14 protein-coding genes and 1 tRNA gene are annotated in these 19,806 nt (G+C 46.5%); 6 read left to right on the top strand and 9 right to left on the bottom strand.

Annotated elements, in window-relative coordinates; all coding sequences use genetic code 11:
• Nucleotides 1–53 precede the first annotated feature (53 nt).
• From galT to HXT30_RS01390, 7 genes are all read right to left on the bottom strand, one after another.
• A complete protein-coding gene (galT, locus tag HXT30_RS01420) occupies nucleotides 54–1,394 on the bottom strand; it encodes a galactose-1-phosphate uridylyltransferase (protein WP_050567901.1) in 1,341 nt (446 codons plus the stop codon).
• 485 nt (nucleotides 1,395–1,879) lie between these two features.
• On the bottom strand, nucleotides 1,880–2,002 hold the full coding sequence (locus HXT30_RS01415; protein ID WP_275895755.1) for a hypothetical protein: 123 nt from the start codon (nucleotides 2,000–2,002) through the stop codon (nucleotides 1,880–1,882).
• A 552-nt stretch (nucleotides 2,003–2,554) separates the two neighbouring features.
• The gene (rpsD, locus tag HXT30_RS01410) at nucleotides 2,555–3,181 is read right to left on the bottom strand and encodes a 30S ribosomal protein S4 (RefSeq protein WP_004113375.1); all 627 of its coding nucleotides are present in this window, start codon (nucleotides 3,179–3,181) and stop codon (nucleotides 2,555–2,557) included.
• Between the two features lie 511 nt (nucleotides 3,182–3,692).
• Complete coding sequence (locus HXT30_RS01405) at nucleotides 3,693–4,481, bottom strand: ABC transporter ATP-binding protein (RefSeq protein ID WP_032812909.1); 789 nt, start codon at nucleotides 4,479–4,481, stop codon at nucleotides 3,693–3,695.
• Nucleotides 4,482–4,494: 13 nt separating this feature from the next.
• On the bottom strand, nucleotides 4,495–5,706 hold the full coding sequence (locus tag HXT30_RS01400; protein WP_422111656.1) for an FtsX-like permease family protein: 1,212 nt from the start codon (nucleotides 5,704–5,706) through the stop codon (nucleotides 4,495–4,497).
• Nucleotides 5,707–5,727: 21 nt separating this feature from the next.
• Complete coding sequence (locus HXT30_RS01395) at nucleotides 5,728–6,162, bottom strand: DUF4418 family protein (RefSeq protein WP_422111655.1); 435 nt, start codon at nucleotides 6,160–6,162, stop codon at nucleotides 5,728–5,730.
• A gap of 386 nt (nucleotides 6,163–6,548) precedes the next feature.
• The gene (locus HXT30_RS01390) at nucleotides 6,549–9,560 is read right to left on the bottom strand and encodes an ATP-dependent helicase (protein WP_422111654.1); all 3,012 of its coding nucleotides are present in this window, start codon (nucleotides 9,558–9,560) and stop codon (nucleotides 6,549–6,551) included.
• A 493-nt stretch (nucleotides 9,561–10,053) separates the two neighbouring features.
• Here HXT30_RS01390 and HXT30_RS01385 point away from each other — a divergent pair, with 493 nt between their 5' ends.
• The 6 genes from HXT30_RS01385 to HXT30_RS01360 all read left to right on the top strand — a co-directional run bounded on the left by HXT30_RS01385 (nucleotide 10,054) and on the right by HXT30_RS01360 (nucleotide 16,908).
• Nucleotides 10,054–10,635 carry a xanthine phosphoribosyltransferase gene (locus HXT30_RS01385; protein WP_032816948.1) on the top strand — a complete coding sequence of 194 codons (582 nt, stop codon included), beginning with the start codon at nucleotides 10,054–10,056 and terminating at the stop codon, nucleotides 10,633–10,635.
• A gap of 503 nt (nucleotides 10,636–11,138) precedes the next feature.
• On the top strand, nucleotides 11,139–12,431 hold the full coding sequence (locus HXT30_RS01380) for a thiolase family protein (protein WP_422111653.1): 1,293 nt from the start codon (nucleotides 11,139–11,141) through the stop codon (nucleotides 12,429–12,431).
• Between the two features lie 214 nt (nucleotides 12,432–12,645).
• Nucleotides 12,646–14,043: a hydroxymethylglutaryl-CoA reductase, degradative gene (locus HXT30_RS01375; RefSeq protein ID WP_422111652.1), complete on the top strand. Its 1,398-nt coding sequence runs from the start codon at nucleotides 12,646–12,648 to the stop codon at nucleotides 14,041–14,043.
• Nucleotides 14,044–14,148: 105 nt separating this feature from the next.
• Complete coding sequence (locus tag HXT30_RS01370) at nucleotides 14,149–15,591, top strand: hydroxymethylglutaryl-CoA synthase family protein (protein WP_415701083.1); 1,443 nt, start codon at nucleotides 14,149–14,151, stop codon at nucleotides 15,589–15,591.
• Between the two features lie 385 nt (nucleotides 15,592–15,976).
• Nucleotides 15,977–16,738: a Bax inhibitor-1/YccA family protein gene (locus HXT30_RS01365; protein WP_032812822.1), complete on the top strand. Its 762-nt coding sequence runs from the start codon at nucleotides 15,977–15,979 to the stop codon at nucleotides 16,736–16,738.
• Between the two features lie 85 nt (nucleotides 16,739–16,823).
• Nucleotides 16,824–16,908 (top strand) — tRNA-Ser (locus HXT30_RS01360).
• Nucleotides 16,909–17,106: 198 nt separating this feature from the next.
• Here the strand turns inward: HXT30_RS01360 and HXT30_RS01355 are convergent.
• Nucleotides 17,107–18,384, bottom strand: coding sequence for a hypothetical protein (locus tag HXT30_RS01355; RefSeq protein WP_415701115.1), 1,278 nt, complete (start codon nucleotides 18,382–18,384; stop codon nucleotides 17,107–17,109).
• A 494-nt stretch (nucleotides 18,385–18,878) separates the two neighbouring features.
• A complete protein-coding gene (locus HXT30_RS01350; protein WP_422111651.1) occupies nucleotides 18,879–19,685 on the bottom strand; it encodes a GTP pyrophosphokinase in 807 nt (268 codons plus the stop codon).
• Nucleotides 19,686–19,806 lie beyond the last annotated feature (121 nt).

The following is a 19,806-nucleotide window of genomic DNA, read 5'->3' as shown; positions in this document are numbered from 1 at the left end:
CGTAAAAATCAGAGTAATTAAGACGAGACTAATCAAGACTAATCAAGACAAGTCTAATCCAAGTCAACATCTCCTAATTCTTGGAATCTGCTTGCAATCAACTCTGGAGTAGTATCGGAAATCCAAGACGCCATTCCTGCTTCCGAACCAGCCAAATACTTGATTTTATTGGCATCTCGCATAAACGAGAAGAATTGCAAATTAAGGCGATAATGCGAGCGGCGAGAATCGTGCACAGGAGCTTGATGCCACGCTGCAACATAAGGCAAATCAACGAATTCGCTGGAATTTGCATTACTCGCGCCAGAAGATAAGTCGAAAGCAGCCGAACTTGCAAACGATTTAGCACTCGAATCGCCCGCGTTTGAAGACGATAATCCAAAGAACTTATTAGCACGCTTAAGAAGTGTTATGTAGATTTGCGCCAAATCCCAACGCTCTTGATCGTCAAGCTGATCCAAAGTAAGAACGTCTCGAACAGGAGCAACATGCACCTCTAGCGGCCAACGCGCTGCAGCTGGAACATACGCAACCCAACTGTGATTATGCATAATCACGCGCTTTTTAGCCTCAATCTCTGAATTCATCAAATCCTTAAGAAGATTGCTGCCAGTGCGCTCAAAATAAGCCTCCGTGTGGCGCAACTCCTGCTCCAACCTAGGAGCAATAAACGGATATGCGTAAATCTGACCATGAGGATGATGCAAAGTTACGCCGATTTGACTGCCGTGATTTTCAAACGGATAAATCTGCTCAATTCCTTCGATTTGGCTAATTTCTGCGGTTCTAAACGCCCACGCTTCAACAATCGTGCGCATGCGCAAAACAGAAAGATTAGCTGGCAGCATGTTCTCGTTGGAACTAAAGCAAATCACTTCGCATCGGCCAGCTGCAGGTGCCTGCTTCCACAAAGGATTTCCGTCAACGTATGTTGTTGCATTTGGCACGCCTGCAACCTGAGCCATAGCTGGATAGCGGTTTTCAAAAACAACAACGTCGTAGTCTTCGTCTGGGATTTCGCCATCTTGATACTCGCACTGTGGCTTTCTGCCAGCAAATGGGTCGATTCTTGATTGAGCAGAACCATCCGCAGAACCATCCGCAGAACCACTCGCAGAACCTTGATTATTTGACTCATCACCAAGAATCTCAGCTGGCCGCTTTGCCCACAACCTAGACATTGGAATCCAGTCTCCTGTAAGCGGATCTTGCCTCATTTGTGGAACTTCGCTAGGAACTTCGTTGCCTTCGCTATCAACATGCGAAGTAAAGCGATACGCTAACTTTCTAGGGTCAATCAGCTCCCTTGTTTTGTGACCGCTAACGTATTCTGGATTGTCATCTATGTAGAAAAAGTCGCGTCCGTCGGAAAGCTTTGTTGCTGTAATGCGCATATGCTCGCGCGCGTAAGTTCCAGGGCGATACAACTTATACGGATACTCGCCACCAAAATCGCGAATCGGAGATTGCGTTGCACGCGGCGGCTCTTGCGGCGTAATACCACTTAAAGCCGCAGGTATTGCGGGAATTTGTTGAGTCACATACAATGAATCGCGCACATCGGCAGCAGCTTCTCCTTCGGCTTGAGCTACAAGGCTACTAAGAGACGAATCCCCAACACCTGTGCTTGTAATCTTGCTCATAACCGTCTCGTTTGCGCCGCTAGCTTTGCTTCTAGCGCGAATCGCGTTAACGTCTATTGCGTCGAAAGCATCTGTGTCTTCTAAGCTTTTTTCGACTTCGCGTTCATCTGCCTTCTTATGCTTAGATGCGTCGTCAATCTCGAATCCTGCAGCAGCACCACCTTCAAAGCCGCCGCCTGGGCCTGCAAATCCAGCTGTAGTTGGAATATTGTGCAACCCGTTAATCTTTTTAGGCTCTACCACAAGACCACCCCTTCAAAAGTGTTATTGTTTAGCGCATCTTTTGCGTGTTTGTTGATTGCGCGTGTGGCAAGTTGTTGTGCTTTTAGCGCATTCGCTTTGGTATTTTGTTGAGACATCTTTGACTCCATCGTCTCTTCTACTCTCTAGTCTTCTTTTATTGCGTATTCTGTTTTACTTGTATTTTGTATCTTCTTTTATTCTTTTATATATTCTTTTGTATATTAATAACACGCTTTAGACGCTTAGTTACCTATTATATATTTTCTGATTCAACACTCGCACAATGTTATATTTTGTAATATAACGGGCATTGTTGTAATGATTATATGTGATTTTGTTTTATTATTAAAGTGTTTTGTTGCATAATGTTCGGTTGCTTGCGACCTTTCCCTAACAAAAGTTAATGTGCACCAACATATAACCAGCTTTTACGTAGTTCATACTGATTTTATACAAATGCACTACGATTCGTGCATTATTTTCCGCACTTTGTAGCTCTAAACAGCGTGTTGAACAACAAAACGCGGAAAAACTTCCGCACTTTGTAGTCCAACACACCAATCAGAACTACAAAACACGGGAAGAATAGCAAATAAAACGCATTGACCCCCACTATGCAATGCACAGCGGGGGTCAAGCGGTATGTCCTTAAGAATGAAATCCAGAATTTAGCGAGCGTAGTACTCGACGACGTACTGGATGTTGACTTCAACTGGAATCTGATCGACTTCCGGCTTACGAGTCAAAGTAGCCTTCAAAGAGGCAAGATTCACATCGAGGTAACCAGGAACTGCTGGCAAAACGTCGCGATGAACGCCTTCCGCAGCCATCTGGAATGGCACCATTGTCTGGCTCTTAGCGCGAACCTGAATGGTCTGGCCTGGCTTAACACGGTAAGATGGGCGATCAACAAGATTTCCATCTACCAAGATGTGACGATGCACAACAAACTGGCGAGCTTGAGCGGTTGTGCGAGCAAAACCTGCGCGCAAAACCAAAGCGTCAAGACGGGTTTCCAAATCGGTGAGCATTGCGTCACCAGTCTGACCTGCAGTGTGCGTACCCTTTTCGTAAGCTGCACGAAGCTGCTTCTCGGAAAGACCGTACTGAGCGCGAAGACGCTGCTTCTCGCGAAGACGTACTGCGTAATCGGACTCGGTACGACGACGAGTGCGGCCGTGCTCACCTGGAGCATATGGACGCTTCTCGAAAATACGCTGAGCCTTTGGGGTCAAAGCGATGCCGAGGGCGCGAGAAAGACGCACCTGACGGCGAGAACGCTGAATATTAGTCATTACTAATCCTTTATTCTGTCGTTATCTGAACGGAACGTGAACCAAACTTTTACGATTATTCACGCTGAGCCGGCCTCTCCAGTGCTTCTTCGTGCAAACACACGAACGCGAAAGCATTAAAACGCTGAAATAACGCCATAATTCTTGCGCGCCGACCCACTGATGGGCTAAGGCTCCAGATAATGCCTACGAAAAATAGGCATCGTTCCCTATACTACTCCGCGCCGTAGAATATGCGCGACGACCTGCCTTTGTGCTTGAGCGTAGCGCACAAAGGCAATTCGGAGCGCTGAGCCGCTTAAAGCAGAAGCATTGCTTCTGCGCGGCGAAGACGTGAGCGCGGCTAATCCGCGCGAACGCTTTAAGCTACAAAGTGCGGAAATGGTTGACGCTTTTTGTTGCTCAAAACGCTAATTAAAGCTACAAAATGCGTCAATTTTTCCCGAGAATGTAGCTCAAACCAGTAAAAACAGCAACAAAAAGCGGAATATCGCTCGCGCGGTCTAAGCGCTCAGTCAAAGCGCGCGCGTAGAACGCCAGAGTCCATTGCGTAAACACAGTCAGCGCTTGCAGCAACCGATTCATCGTGAGTCACAACTAAAACAGCCGCTCCAGAAGCCGCACAATCGCGCAGCAAAGACACAACAGTTTGAGTATTTTGCGAATCCAAATCGCCAGTAGGCTCATCCAAAATCAACAAACGCGGCTTATTAATCAAAGCACGCGCAATCATAACGCGACGCATTTCTCCGCCAGAAAGCTCGCGCGGATAGCAATGCGCAAGATCGTCAACGTTAAGTTGCTTAAGCAAATCCATAGCACGTGAAGTCAAACTAGCATAATCATTCGGATTAGGTTTTTGCGCTGAATCGTCTATTCGCTTAGAAGATGCGCGCGCAAGCATAACAGGCAAAATAACGTTATCTAGCACATTCAAATTAGCAAGAAGCGTTTGCGATTGCGTAACAAAACCAATGTTTTTTGCGCGAATCGCAGAAATTTGCTCGTCGCTTATAGAAGGAAGCGAAATATTGCATCCAAAAATCGTAACGCTTCCGCGCGTAGGCTTTAGAAGCCCTGCAATCATGTTTAATAGAGTTGACTTTCCATTTCCAGACTTGCCAACAATCGCCGCAAAGTCGCCAGCTTTAAGCGAAAAATCAACATTGTCTACAGCAATAAACTTGCGATTTTTGCGCTTAAATTCGCGAGTAACATTTTTAAGATTTACTACTGAATCAACTGAATCGCCTAAATTAACTGAATCGCCTAAATCGTTGCTAACAACTTCACTCGCCATCTCACTCATCACTTTACTCGCCATCTCTTAAAGTCAAATACGCTTCCCTGCTGGCGATTCGCCCCACAATAATCGCAGAAGTTACCAAAACACTAGCAAGCGAAAACGCTACAGAAATCGAAGCAAGCGCGCATACAAACCAAACATTCGACTCCAAATACGGCAATTGCAGCTGGCTAGAAATCGCAATATTGTATGGGAACAAAATAAGCGAAGCAAACGCAACGCCAATCACGCCGCCTACAACGCCAATCACAGCAGATTCACGCGAAATCATGCCAAAAAGCATGCGCTTATTTGCGCCCAAAATCCTCAATGAAGCAAATTCCCTCTTGCGCTCCGATGTAGAAGCCGCAAAAACGCACACAAGAATCAGCACGCCCACAGCCCAAAACGCAAAAACGCCAAGGAAAATCGCCTTGTTTAGCACCTCTAAGCTCTTTTTAGTCTGCTCTGTAATTCCGCCTGGAAAAACCATTCCAAGGCTTTTAATTCCGCTAGTTTTACGAATATTTTCCGCAACATTTTGCGCACTAAAACCCTTACGCACTTTTACAAGAACCGCACTAACAGCCTTGCGTGCGTATTTTGCAGGAATCGCAGTGTGACCAACCTTAGACGAATATTTAACAACCGCTGGAATCGTGTCTCTGTTTACAAACACCGAGTTGTCTAAGCTAGTGCCCGTTTTAGCAAGTTGCGCAACAATCGGCCATTCGTGCCCATACAAGCGAACCGTGTTTTGGTAAGACACAAGCACGTTTGCGCCTGCAATCATCTGCCCTTTTTTAAGTTCGCTTTTGTGTTGCGAATAAATCCATGGCGCGATTACAAAGTCACTCGTAGGGTCAAAACCTATGATTTGCAGCTTTTCCGCGCAGCATCCAGCAGATAGAGAAGATATGTAAGTTTGTACGCTTGCTTTTTCAACGCCTTTTGATTTTCGTACAAAATCCTCAATATTGTTCGTAAAGTAAAACGTGCTCGATCCGCCATTAGTAAGCAACGCTTCTGCACGATTGTATGTGTTTTGCGGAATCACCATAATATCCGCGCCAAGGCGAGCGCGCATGCTATTTAGGCCGTTTGAAAGATTTAGGGAGATTAGCGAGCCGCCAAAAAACACTGCAGCTAAGCACGCGGAAACCACGATTAACGCGGCGGTTCTTAGCGGCTTTTGCTTTAGGTTTTCTAGCGGCAATCGCTTTAATGTAATAGTTCGCATAGTAAATTACTTATATGCGCACTAGCAAGCAGATTTAGTGTCAAGATACACGCTAACGGATGCAAACACCAACGCGAGTACAGATAACACAATCAACGTTGGACGCATAACAGATGCGCAATGCATCATTGGGCTTTTGCAAACACCAATAAGGAATGTTGTAGTAGCGATCATAAACAGAGAGTTAGCGATTACAGCAATATTTAAGCCAGCGCGAACGCGCTCTTTAACAAATAGTGCAATAATGCCTAAAATCGCAATAACTATGCCAATTCCAATAGCCACGCGGCTTGTGTAGTAGCATGCCATAGGTTGCATCATCATAGGCATTTTATGCATTTTAGACATTTTGCTCATGCCACCAGTTGAGCATGGTTTTGCAAATGTCAATGGCGCTATAGCAATAAGAATTCCAAACACAATTGCGTGAAGCGATGCGAATAATTTGTTCTTCATAATAAATACCTCATTAAATCTAGTTATTATTTTTTAGTGTTGCTTTTTGTTTAACGCAACACGCTTTACGGCACTCACGTTTGCAAGCGCCACGCCTTTTAAATCTCGTTTATAAATACAACTGCAACGATTCAGAACTTAATCGACTTCCCCTTGAGTCTAAAATCTTGAACATTTGCGGTTTCGTTTACTTCTATATTTTTCCTACTTTTATATTTTTTCGTATAGCTTAATAGAAAACAAGTCTTGAATATTTTGTTTTAGTGTATATAATCACGCACTAGTTATAACAATATTACAATTAACAATTTAAAGTAATCTTCACTAAGGTTGTATTATTTTGCATACAACATCTATAAAACGAGAAATTTTACAATTTTTCAATTTTACAATTTCTCAATCGGAGCAACTCTTAGCATAAGTCGCTTTACGCCATCCGAACCAAAATCGACTGTAATAATTGAGTTTCTGCCCTTGTCTTGTGTTTTAAGAACAGTTCCAAGGCCGTATGTGTCGTGCGAAATTTTATCGCCTTCATGAAAATCGTTGATGTTTAGGTGATTGTCTTTTTCTTGCAAACTTTGCTTTTTGTAAGATAATGACGATGCGGACGATTGCAAATTTGAGGTGGACGATTGACTTTGGTACGATGCGCTTGATTTTCTTGCGATTCGCGTGGTGACTTTGCCAGACTTTGAACCGTAAGACTTTGAGCCGTAAGACTTGCCGTATGAGTTGCCATAAGACTTTCCGTATAAACTAGAGCCATACGACTTTGAACCATACGACTTGCCATAAGACTTTGAAGAACCATACGAGCTGCCATAATGCGATTTGCTGTAGCGAGATCCGCTGTAACTCGAGCCTCCGTAAGTTGTGTACGAATCGTCACCCCAACCGCCGTCGCTGCCAAAATCGTCGGAGAAATCGCCAGCAAAGTCATCGCCAAAATCGCGGTCAAAATCTCTGCCTGCTCCCCTTAGTCCAGCTCGCATAACATCTGATTCCTTGCGTTTCCAGCAAATCAAATCCGCAGGAATCTCGTCCAAAAACTGACTTTGAATCATCTCCGCAGACTTTCCCCATTGAGAGCGCTCAGCTGCCCAAGTAACGTACAAAATCTTCTTAGCGCGAGTTATGCCAACGTATGCAAGACGACGCTCCTCGCAAAGCTCCTTTTGATTGTCAACACAGCGCGAATGAGGAAAAGTGCCCTGCTCCATGCCAGTCAAAAACACAACAGGATACTCCAAGCCCTTAGCTGTGTGAAGCGTCATAAGCGTAACTTTTCCAGTATCTTCGCCCTGGTCTGGAAGCTGATCCGAATCCGCAACCAAAGCCGTAGTCTCCAAAAAACCAGCAACATTAGCATCAGGCGTATTCTGCTCATACTCGGCTGCAACCGATTGCAATTGAGACAAGTTATCTACTCTAAATTCGTCTTGAGGGTCTTTCGACTCGCGCAAATCTTGCAACAATCCGCTTTCGTTAAGCACGTTCTCTACAACCTTAGAAGGCTTGGAATCGTTAGCTTTCATAAAGTCAATAAGCGAAGTAATAAGATCCCTAAAACTCTTAAGCGCGTTAAAAGTTCTAGATGAAATACCAATTTGCTCTGCAATCTTATCTATTTGACTAAGAGCAGACCAAAAACTTATAGAATTTTCTTTTGCATAAGACGTAATCTGCGACTCAGCGCGCGCTCCAAGACCACGCTTTGGAACGTTCAAAATTCGGCGCATATTAACATCGTCATCAGGGTTTGCAATCGACTGCAAGTAAGCAAGCGCATCTTTGACTTCGCGGCGCTCGTAGAACTTAGTTCCGCCAACAAGTTGATAAGGCAAGCCCGACTTAATAAGCGCATCTTCTAAGCTACGCGATTGCGAATTTGCGCGATACATAATCGCAATATCTGAGTAGTTTACGCCATCTTCGCCATCTTCACTTGCTAAGCGCGCGATTTCTTGAGCAACCCACATCGCCTCGCCTTGCGAGTTATCTGCTACGTAGCCGACGATTGGCGAGCCTTTGCCTAAAGATGTCCACAACTTTTTAGGCTTGCGATTAGTGTTGTTAGAAATCACGGCATTTGCAGCATCCAAAATGGTTTGCGTAGAGCGATAATTCTGCTCCAACATAATTGTTGTAGCGTTTGGAAAATCCTGCTCAAAGTCTTGAATATTGCGAATATCTGCACCGCGGAAAGCATAAATCGACTGGTCGGAATCGCCAACAACCGTGATTGATGACTGCGAAAGCTGGGGGGAATCTGATGAAGCTGCGAAATCTGGTGAAGCTGAGGAAACTTGTGGAACTGCGGAATTATCACCCACACCTGCATCACCCACACCTGCAAGCTGGCGAATCAAAACGTATTGCGCGTGATTTGTATCTTGATACTCGTCAACCAAAATGTAGCGGAACTTTCGCCTATAATACGCGCTAACTTGCGGATTTTGGCGCAAAAGCTTAACCGTTAGCATAATCAGATCGTCAAAATCAACAGCATTCGAAACGCTAAGCCTATTTTGGTACTCCGCGTAAACAGCAGCGTAAAGCGCATCGGCATTGCCAGCAGCATTAAAGCTAGATGCACCAGATATAGACGCGCCTGGCTTATAATCTGGTGCGTAATTTTTAAGATTTTCCTGCCATGTAACCAAATTATTTTTGAAATCAGATATCTTAGACAATAAAAGTTTCGGCGTAAACTTTTTAATATCGATGTTCAATTCGGAGGCGATTATTTTAACAAGACGCTCGCAATCGGAAGAATCATAAATAGAAAAGCCTGATTTTAAGCCGATTGAATCTCCATGAGCGCGAAGAATCTTAACGCAAGCAGAATGGAAAGTAGAGACCCACATGCTATTTGCACTATTGCCGATTAAGCTCGCCAAGCGCTCGCGCATCTCCGCTGCCGCCTTATTTGTAAACGTGATTGCAAGAATTTGACTCGGCCACGCTTTGCGATTAGCCAAAATCCACGCGATTCGGCGCGTAAGAACACGCGTTTTGCCGCTGCCTGCGCCAGCTCCGATTAAAAGCGCGGGGCCAGTGTATTGAACAGCCTTGGATTGCTGTGGATTTAAGCCTTCTAACAGCGATTGTGGGTTGATTTCGGGAAGGTCGGAAGATTGTGCGGATGGCTGTGCGATTGGTGTGCCCTGGGATGATTGGGCAGACTGGCTGTATTGGGCGGACTGGGCGGATTGGCTGTATTGGGCGGAGGCAGCGGAAGAATCGAAAGCCGCCATAGAAGCAGAAACTTCGCTCGTCATATCTTCATTAATAGGAGCATCGCTAATAGGAGCATCACTAACAGAAGCATCGCTCTGCTCGCTGGCATCTTCTGGATTGCCAAACAAATCAAAATCGTAACCGTACTTGCTCAAAAGCCACTCTCCCCCGTGTTCCAAATCGCAAAAATTAAACTCTAACCAATTTTAACGGACGGCAGCCAAACAAAAATCTGTAGTGCGATTGTACCTAATTCACGGCGTGTCGTTATACAATCGCACTACAAGGCAGGTCCTGTCGTTCGCGCGGATTAGCCGCGCTCACGATATGACGCTTTTTGTAGCTCAACACGCTGTCCAGAACTACAAAATGCGGAGTCATCTTCCGCTTTTTGTAGCTCCGCGGGACGTTTTGAACAACATTCTCGGGAAAATCGCTCGCGGTCTAAACGCGCTATTCCTAACGGCTATTAGTAGCCGTTAGGCTGATTTGGCGCATAAAGTCCACTGGACTTTATGCCTTAAGCCAAATCACGCTTTGAAGGAGCTTGAAATGCGTTATGCAATTTCAAGCTCAGTCAAAGCGGGGGGTAAGCTATACAGATACCGCTGCACACGCAAAACACGGCTCAATTTGAAAGGAATCATCGTGCAAGAACTGGAAGAACGCATCCAAAAAGAAGGCATTGTTAAGCCAGGAAATGTTTTGAAAGTCGACGCATTCCTTAACCACCAGTGCGATTGCGCGCTTTTTGACGCAATGGGAGCCGCTTGGGCACAGCATTTTCAGAACACGCAAATCAACAAAATCCTAACAATCGAGTCTTCGGGAATCGGAATCGCGTGCGTTGCTGCACGTCATTTTGGCAACATTCCAGTGGTTTTTGCAAAGAAAGCGCAATCAATCAACTTGGATGGCGATCAATACGTGTCTACCGTATTCTCGTTTACAAAGCAGCGCGAGTTCCCTGTAATTGTGTCTAGAAAATATTTGAGCGCAGACGACCGCGTTTTGATTTTGGACGATTTTTTGGCTAATGGCAAGGCTTTGCAAGGGTTGATTGACATTTGCGATCACGCTGGAGCCACGGTTGCTGGCATTGGCATTGCGATTGAAAAAGGCTTCCAAGGCGGCGGAGACGCGTTGCGCGAAGCTGGATATGACTTGGATTCGCTGGCGATTGTGGAGTCGATGGATCCTAGCGATGGGTCGATCACCTTCCGCAAGTAGCGCAAAGCAATAGTGACGCTTTTTGTAGCTCTAACCAGCGTGTCGAGCAACATTCTCGGGAAAAATTGACGCTTTTTGTAGCTCTAACCAGCGTTTTGAACAACATTCTCGGGAAAAATTGACGCTTTTTGTAGCTGATTTCGTGGTTTAGAGCTACAAAATCGGGAAAAATTGACGCTTTTTGTAGCTCTAACCAGCGTTTTGAACAACAAAAAGCGGAAAACAGATCGTGTCGCTCGCGCGGATTAGCCGCACAAAATGCGGAGTCTATGCGGAGTCTATGCGGTCGATATAGTTGTGCGCAAATTGTGAAAAAATTAAACATAATTCTTCACAAATCGCAATTTTGCGTAAAAATACGATAAAGTAGTTCGGTTGGTGTTTGAAACCTATTACTCTAAATGTGCTAGTTTTCAACATGCAATTTTTAATAATTTTCAATAAGATAGCTTGATCGATATGGCTTTAATCGGCTAGTTTTCAACTGATTGGCGGCTAAACGTATGAGTGATGTTGTGATTGTAAGCGCAGCGCGCACACCGATAGGCAAATTCGGAGGCGCGTTGAAGTCGCTCACATCTGTTGAGTTAGGAACAATCGCAGCAAAAGCCGCAATCGAACGCGCAGGAATCAGCCCAAAATCCGTAGATCAAGCGATTTTTGGCAACGTACTTCAAGCAGGCAGCGGTCAAAACGTTGCGCGCCAAATCGCCCTTAGATCGGGGCTTGACGAGTCAAGTTGCGCAATGACAATTAACGAGGTTTGTGGGTCTGGTCTTAAAGCCATTCGCCTTGCGCAGTCGGCGATTTGCATGGGAGACGCACAAGTCGTAGTTGCTGGCGGCACGGAAAGCATGAGCAACGTGCCGTTTTACGCGCAAAACGTGCGATTTGGTGGCATTCGCTACGGCAACAGCGCGCTGGTTGATGGACTAAAAAAAGACGGTCTTTGTGATGCTTTTACTGGCAAAGAAATGGGTGTTACTGCAGAAAACGTGGCTGCAAAGTTTGGCATAACGCGCGAGCAGCAAGACGCTTTTGCGCTAAAATCGCACCAAAAAGCCGTTTTTGCGCAAAATAACGGCGATTTTGACGCGGAGATTGCTCCCGTGCAGCTTGCGGACGGAACTTTGATTAGCCGAGACGAGCATCCTCGAGCCAACACTTCTATGGAGAAATTGGCTAAGCTTAAAACGTTGTTTGAGGCGGATTTTGAAACGCGCGAAGCTGATGGAATGCGTGGAGCGAACTGTGGCTTGAGCGAGACAGATTCTGGCAGTCGCGAAACTGGTGGAATGAGCGAGGCGGATTCTGGCACAAAACACTCGCCTACTGTAACCGCTGGAAACGCAAGCGGCATCAACGACGGCGCAGCAGCACTCGTCTTAATGAGCAAAGACTACGCAATCGCGCACGGAATCGACTATTTGGCAGAAATCGTGGGATTTGCCGAGGGCGGAATCAGCCCAGACCTTATGGGATACGCGCCAAAACACGTTATGGAGCGCATGCTAAAAAACACGGGCTACACCGTTGAAAACATTGATCTTTTTGAGATTAACGAAGCGTTTGCTGCGCAAAGCATAGCCGTGTGCCAGCAGCTGAACATAAGCGAAAGCAAGCTGAATGTAAGAGGAGGCGCGATTGCGCTCGGTCACCCGCTTGGCGCTAGCGGAGCCAGGATTTTAACAACACTTCTTTACGCACTTAAAGACAATCACATGCAAAACGGCGTTGCGGCGCTGTGCGTGGGAGGCGGAATTGGAGTGAGCATGCAAGTTAGGATGCGAAAGTAGAAGTAGCAGCAGCAATGTGATGCGTGCGTGTTGCGTTAGGCTTTTTGCGACTAGCGATGTCGTGACTGACGATGTTGTGACACGCGCGGTTGCTGGCGACTTTGCGGTTACTAGCGACTTGAAAATAGCGTCAAAGGCGTCAAAGAAACATTGCAAAAGTAAAAAATCGTAAAAATGGCGTCAAAAAATAGCGTCAAAAAAAAAATGGAGAAACATGGCAGCTTTTCGAGAATTAAGCGTAGAACAGCGCATAAAAACGCTGGAATCAGAAGGCGCACTTAGCAGCGACTGCTCGCAACTTCTGCTCGAACAGCTCGCGCAAAGTGGCGAAGCAAACATTCCTGCAAGCGTTGCAAACAGCATGATCGAAAACCAAATCGGGCGATTCAGCCTGCCAGTAGGCGTTGTGCGCGGCCTAAAAGTAAACGGCGTTATGCGAAACGTGATGATGGCTACGGAAGAGCCGTCCGTAATCGCTGCCGCATGCAACGGCGCAAAAATCGCGTCAAAAAGCCTAGAAAACGGCGTTGTAGCACGCAGCGAGCATTACGTTACGCGCGCGCAAATCGTTTTTGAAGACGCGGACGGAAGCGTAGCCAAAAAACTAGATAGCATAATGCGCGACGAGTCAAAACGCGCGGCGATTAGTGAGGTTGCGCGCTCCGCGCACCCATCAATATACCAACGCGGCGGCGGATTAGAACGCGCGCAGGCGGCGGCGTTAACAGGCTTCGCCAAGCTAACACTAGACATAAACGCGTGCGACGCAATGGGCGCAAACATTGCAAACACCATTGGCGAAGCTGTTAAAACCCAGCTGGAGAGCTGGGTTGGGCGCAAGGCGCTGGTGGCAATTCTTGCCAACTCCAGCCGCGCGGCAACAGTCGCCGAAGTGCACATACCCGTAGAAGCGCTTGTGTCTAGCGCAAAAACTGCCGCGGCTGGAGATGCCGACGAGCGCTGCGAGAACAGCGGCAAGGCTTGCGAACAACGCAACGCCGAACAACACAACTCGCAGCGCACCGACGGCATGCGCCTTGCGCGCCGCATCGCCGCCTTAAGCTCCCTGGCCGCCGTAGACGCGGAGCGCGCTGCAACCCACAACAAAGGAATCCTAAACGGAATAGTGGCTGCAGCACTCGCTTCGGGCAACGACACGCGCGCATTGCAAGCAGCCGCGCACGAATGGGCCGCAAAATCTGGCCGCTACATGCCTCTTTCAACGTGGACCTTGCAAAATAACGACCAAATCCTTTACGGCCGCATCGAAATCCCGCTGCAAATCGGCACAGTGGGCGGCGCAATCGCCTCGCTCCCAATGTCAAAAATCGCGCTGCAACTTGCTAAAGTCAATAACGCCAACGATTTTCGCAACGTTCTAGCAGCCGTAGGACTCGTGCAAAACTTGGCGGCTCTTCGCGCACTCGCGGGCCCTGGAATCCAGGCTGGCCACATGCGCCTTCAGGCCGCAAACATCGCTATCGCTTCTGGAGCGCGCGGGGACGAAATTCAAAAGGTTGTGCACGGGCTTCTAAACGAAAATTCTTCCGATTTGAACACGAATTCTGCAAGAATAATTCTTGATGATTTGCGCAAGCGCAGGAACACGTAAAATCGCAAAAACGCGCGGTTAATGGCCATTTTTCCGCGGAAAAATCGCAAGCATCCGCGCCGTAAAATTTACACCACTAAAATTACACTTAAAAAATAGGAAATCATGAGCAATACTTCACAAAACGCACAAGGCAACACGCCCCAAATTCCGCCAAAAGTTGGCATCGACCGCATAACTTTCGCAACCCCAAATTGCTACCTAAGCATGCGCGACCTTGCGATTGCGCGCGGAATTGACCCGAACAAATTCACAATTGGAATCGGCCAAAGCCAGCAAGCGGTGCCGCCAAATCATCAAGATATCGTAACGCTTGGCGCTCAAGCTGCGCTGCCGCTACTGCCGTACATCGATAGCAACCGTCTCAAAATGGTGATCGTTGGTACAGAAAGCGGCGTCGACGCCAGCAAATCCAGCGCGCTCTACATTCACAAACTGCTGAACCTTAGCGAGTGGGTGCGTTGCGTGGAAGTAAAAGAGGCGTGTTATGGCGGAACTGCGGCGCTTATGATGGCTCGTGACTACGTTTTGGCGCACTCTGGTGCGCAAGTTTTGGTGATTGCTGCAGACATTGCGCGCTACGGCGTTGGCACTCCTGGCGAGGTGACGCAAGGCGCTGGTGCTGTGGCGATGCTTGTAAGCGAGAATCCGCGCGTGTTGCAAATCAATAACGACAGCGTTGTAAAATCGGCGGAAATCCAGGATTTTTGGCGGCCCGTGTATCAAAGCACTGCTTTGGCGCGCGGAAAGTTTTCAACCGAGCAATACATTCGTATGTTCTGTGATGTGTGGCAGAAATACAGTGCAGAAAACGCCTGCAATTTCAACGATTTTGAGGCGATTTGCTTCCATCTTCCGTACACAAAAATGGGGCTTAAAGCGCTTCGAGCTGGGTTGGAGGAAAATTCGGGCGCGCCGCACTCATGCGATGGCGTGTTACACACAAATGACGGCGTGTTGCCTGAAAATGACGACGCGTCCCTTACAAGCGATACGCGCGAACGTCTTCTTGCGCGATACCAAGACAGCACGCAATACAGTCGCCGAATCGGGAATATTTACACTGGTTCGCTCTATTTGGGATTAATTTCTTTACTTGATTACGATTATTTTAGGAATTCTTGCGATTCTGCGGTTGCTGGCGATCCATCAGAGTCTACTGGCGATTCATCAACGTATGCCAGCAATTCATCATCTGCGGTTGCTTGCGACTTATCTTCCGCAACGCACTCAAATGAATCGCCTACGCGCCCGTCTCCCCTACTCACAGGTCAAAAAATCGGCTTGTTCTCATACGGTTCGGGCGCTGTAGCGGAATTCTTTAGCGCAACACTTGTTCCAGGCTGGCGAAGCGCGCTGTTTTCCAATCAGCACATAAAAACATTAAACAATCGCACGCAATTAAGCGTTTCGCAATACGAGGAAATGTTTAACAGCGCAGCGCCTTATTCTCCGCAAGATTTTGTAAGCAGTCAGAAGAATCGAAGTGGCGCGCGATTCGTGCTTGACTCCATCAAATCTCAAGAGCGCAACTATCTTTCTATCTAGGTGTAGTGCGATTGTATCTAAAATACGGCAGGTCATGTCATTCGCGCGGATTAGCCGCGCTATTCCTCACGGCTATTAGTAGCCGTTCGGCTGATTTGGCGCATAAAGTCCACTGGACTTTATGCCTTAAGCCAAATCACGCTTTGAAGGAGCTTGAAATGCGCTATGCAATTTCAAGCTCAGTCAAAGCGCCTTTAACGCTACGCTCTAAGCGAAAAGGCAGGTCGTCGCGCAAACAAACAACACAAAGCGGAGTTAATTGACGCACTTTGTTGTAAATATTTTGATATTGCGCGTTTCGTACAAATGTACTACAATCAGATTTTCAAGGGTTTATATAGTTGTATAGAGTTATACAGAGTCTTACAGAATTTTAGGAGGATATATGGGAGATTTTGGAAGTTTTAACGGCAATTATGCTGGCGATTTTGCGCAAAACCCAACAATTGTAGACTCGCAAGCTACTTATGTGCGCGAGCAGGCAGAGCGAGTGAGTGTGCGTCGCGTTTACGCAGAGATGACCGTTGGCTTAATAGTTACAACGCTTGTTGCAATGTTTACGCAAAGCACGGGTGCGCTTTACTCTTACTTGTATGCTACGGGTAGGTTTGGTTTCTTCGGCATTATTATTGCGCAAGTGGTGCTTGCTGTTGTGCTTGGAATGCGCGTTATGAAAATGAGCGTTTTTGCTGCTCGTGCAATGTTCTATGCGTATGCGGCACTTACAGGCTTTACGCTTAGCACGATCTTTACTGTGTTTAGCCTAGGCTCTATTGCAATGGTTTTGGCTTTAACGGCTGGATTCTTCCTGTGTCTTACAATGCTTGCGCTTACTACAAAAGTGAATATGCTTAAGGCTGGCCCGATTCTTATGGTGGCTTTGTTGGTGTTGTGCGTTAGCCAGGTAATTCTTATGTTTGTTGCTCCAAGCGCTGGAACTATGCGATTTATTGCTGCGATTGCAGTGTTGATTTTTGCAGGTCTTACGGCTTACGATGCACAAAAAACTCGTGCGATTTTTGAAGCCTATGCTAATCAGCCAGAAATGATTAAGCGTGTTTCGATTATTTGCGCGTTTAATCTTTATTTGGACTTCATTAACATGTTTGTGTACTTGCTGGAGTTGCTGGGTAATAGGCGCGACTAGGTGCGAGCCTGCGCGTTTTTCCTAGGGATTATGGTAGGCTATTCGCTTGTGTGATTGACACGCGTATTGCGTAGCGAGCACACATGGATGGGTGTCCGAGCGGTCTAAGGAGACGGTCTTGAAAACCGTTGTAGGGAAACCTACCGCGAGTTCGAATCTCGCCTCATCCGCGAACGGGGTTTCTAGCCAATCGCTAGAAGCCTTTTTTGTTCTTTCCATTTATAACAACAAAAAGCGGAAATTTACGCTTTTTGTAGCTCTAAACCGCGTGTCAAACAACAAAAAGCGGAAGATTTTCCCGATTTTGTAGCTCTAATCAGCGTGTTGAGCAACAAAAAGCGTAGATAATTAATCGAGAATGTTGTAAATCACGCAACGGCCACAGGAACTCCCGCAGAAAGCAGCTTCTTCTTAAACTCAATCGGATTCAAGATATCGCAATAGTCAAATCGCACAACCCTAACAACTCCGCAATCCATAAGCCACCGTTCTCTATTGCGTTCCTTCCTAACTGCATCACGATTATATCTATATAAGTTATTTGTGCTGAAGTTGTTGATATTTTCAACACTTCCATCAAAATCCTCAGTACGCAAGTCGCAAGCAACCGAGCGGCTATCAAGCAAAGTTCTATCTTCAATCAAATATTTATCAGTGCCATCAAACTCTCCAACAATAATTTTTCCGTTAACTTTCCACATAAAATCTGCGCGATATGGGCTCTGTGGATAATTCGGGTTTGGAAACTCGTGCTGCAACTCTGGCTCCACAAAACCAAGCTCAAGCATTATCGCCCGCGCAAGTGACTCTCCGCCGTTCTCGCTCTTAGGGTTCGCATGGTTTACCAAAGTCTCCATTCGCGACAAAACATCAAATTCATCGGTGCCAAGAAAATTTGGATTGTTAATAGGTGAATAATTTACACCATAAAAATCCGCGTTTTTTGGATTCTGAACACTGTTCAAGAACTGCGGCGTATCGCTACAACAATCCATGGAGCCGTAAAATTTACGACAAACACGCAAAATTTTGTTAAGATCTTCACCTTTTCGAGCAGCAGAATCGAAAGTTGCTAGCGACTCGGCGAACGACCCCTTCCAAGCGCACACGTAGAGAACGTTGTAAATGCTGGCAACATGACTAATAGCAAGCTCTTCAGCAGTCGCAATATGCCCAAAAGTATGCCCAAATGACGACGCCGCCTCATTTTTATAGCTGTTTTTATTAAAATCATCAAGCCTTATGCCAGACTCATCCTCTATTATGTCCGGAAGTTTTAGTCGGCTATATTTATGTCTAAATGCACTTCGCACCGACTTTTTCTTGTCCAAAGCAGATTTTTTACAATTCGAAGCAAATTTTTCCGCATAACTAGACGACACATATATTTCAGTAAGCGAATGATGTATGTAAGGCAAGTGAACCACCTCCAGACCCAAAAGCACAGCGGCAGTTTCGCCAGTAAAATTCCACTTTTTTATCTTTATCTTATTTGTAAGAGTGACTGCAATACGCTTGACTTTATCTTTGTACAGTAATTGATTCCAGTGATCGCGAATAGCGTAGAAGCCATTGTAAGGCTCAATCAACTCTCCAGACTTAAGATATCGGCGCAGAATTGAGCGATCGTTGAAACGCGACGCCATTAGGCATGAATTATTTCGCTCCGACTCAAGTAAATTGTTCATGAGCCTAGCAGGGAGATTTGTATTTCTACAAGATGTCTCTGTGTTGTATAAAACTTTTCTACTTTCCATAGGCTGATAATAAGTGGCGACGTTTTTCTTGTAAATAGATTTTTAGCAATGTGGTTAAAGGCTATAAACCGTTGAAAACCGCGCGTTTTGTAGCGATTCATGGCGTGTCGAACAACAAAAAGCGTCAAATTTTCCCGATTTTGTTGCTCAAATTGGCAAAATCAACAACAAAAAGCGGAAGATTTTCCCGAGAATGTTGCTTAAAATGGTGTGTCGTGCAACAAAAAGCGGAGATGTAGGTCGTCGTTCGCGCGGTCTACGCGCGCGAACGTCTTCGCCGCACGTAAAGTCCACTGGACTTTACGTTTAAGCGGCTCAGCGCTCCGAATTACCTTTTCGCACTACGCTCTAAGCGCGAAGGCAGGTCGTCGCGCATTAGCTTGTTACGACTCAGGCGCATCCTCCACGCGCGGCGCACCATTAATATCGCGATGAATCCCCTGCATCTTCGCCTCAATTGCCTGCAAATTCTGCGCGCACTCAAGCAGCGTCTTAGAATGCTCCGCCAACTTTGCGTCTGGCAAATCCGCCTTATAACGCAACGCGTGCTCCAAACTCGCCCAATAATCCATTGCAATTGTGCGGAATTGCACCTCCACCGGCGTGTAATGCGCGCCCGACGACAAAAACACTGGCACAGCGTAAATCACATGCAAACTGCGGTACCCATTCGGCTTTGGGTTTTTAATGTAGTCCTTAACCTGCAGCACCTGAATATCAGTTTGCTTGGAAAGGTATTGCGCAACCGCATACACGTCGTCGCGATAGTTGCAAATCACGCGGATTCCAGCCACATCGAACAGGTTGTCGCGAATCGAACGCGTTGATATGCTTAGGTTTCTGCGGCGCAGCTTCTCAAAAATCGAGTGCACGGATTTTAGTCGCCGCTCCATGTGATGCACGGGATTGTGCGAAAATCGCACCTGAAACTCGCCGTCCAAAATCTCCAGCTTCGTGCTGATTTCGTACATCGCGCCTTCGTACACTTGCATCATGTTTACGAATTCGTCCATTTGCTCGGGCGGAAGATGCGGCGTTTCGCTTTTTATAGGTGATTTTTGCGCGGACTTTTCGTCGGCGGTTGCTTGCGACTTTTCCGCGGCGGCGTCTGGCGCCCCACCATTGCCTGCTCCTTGCAAGCTGGCGTAAAGTTCGGCCAAATTTAAACGATTATGACGATCAAGTATCACGTCTTTTTATTTTACTCGCAATTTTGCTATAAGTCTGATAATCGCCTGGGAATATGCGCGCTCGAAGGTATGTCGTCGCGCCCGAAAATGTTGCTCAAAACCGCAAAATCAACAACAAAAA

The sequence above is a fragment of the Gardnerella sp. DNF00571G genome (genome assembly GCF_049262695.1).
GTDB lineage: Bacteria > Actinomycetota > Actinomycetes > Actinomycetales > Bifidobacteriaceae > Bifidobacterium > Bifidobacterium piotii.
The sequence above is the reverse complement of the archived record's forward strand: the minus strand, read 5'-3'. Positions and strand labels throughout refer to the sequence as shown.

Bases quoted from the DNA above. Each gene is read 5' to 3' on its own strand.
- HXT30_RS01365 (WP_032812822.1), top strand. From the start codon at position 15,977: ATGGGAGATTTTGGAAGTTTTAACGGCAATTATGCTGGCGATTTTGCG.
- HXT30_RS01415 (WP_275895755.1), bottom strand. From the start codon at position 2,002: ATGTCTCAACAAAATACCAAAGCGAATGCGCTAAAAGCACAACAACTT.
- rpsD (WP_004113375.1), bottom strand. From the start codon at position 3,181: ATGACTAATATTCAGCGTTCTCGCCGTCAGGTGCGTCTTTCTCGCGCC.
- HXT30_RS01370 (WP_415701083.1), top strand. From the start codon at position 14,149: ATGAGCAATACTTCACAAAACGCACAAGGCAACACGCCCCAAATTCCG.
- HXT30_RS01395 (WP_422111655.1), bottom strand. From the start codon at position 6,162: ATGAAGAACAAATTATTCGCATCGCTTCACGCAATTGTGTTTGGAATT.
- HXT30_RS01405 (WP_032812909.1), bottom strand. From the start codon at position 4,481: ATGGCGAGTGAAGTTGTTAGCAACGATTTAGGCGATTCAGTTAATTTA.
- HXT30_RS01375 (WP_422111652.1), top strand. From the start codon at position 12,646: ATGGCAGCTTTTCGAGAATTAAGCGTAGAACAGCGCATAAAAACGCTG.
- HXT30_RS01355 (WP_415701115.1), bottom strand. From the start codon at position 18,384: ATGGCGTCGCGTTTCAACGATCGCTCAATTCTGCGCCGATATCTTAAG.
- galT (WP_050567901.1), bottom strand. From the start codon at position 1,394: ATGCGCATTACAGCAACAAAGCTTTCCGACGGACGCGACTTTTTCTAC.
- HXT30_RS01380 (WP_422111653.1), top strand. From the start codon at position 11,139: ATGAGTGATGTTGTGATTGTAAGCGCAGCGCGCACACCGATAGGCAAA.
- HXT30_RS01400 (WP_422111656.1), bottom strand. From the start codon at position 5,706: ATGCGAACTATTACATTAAAGCGATTGCCGCTAGAAAACCTAAAGCAA.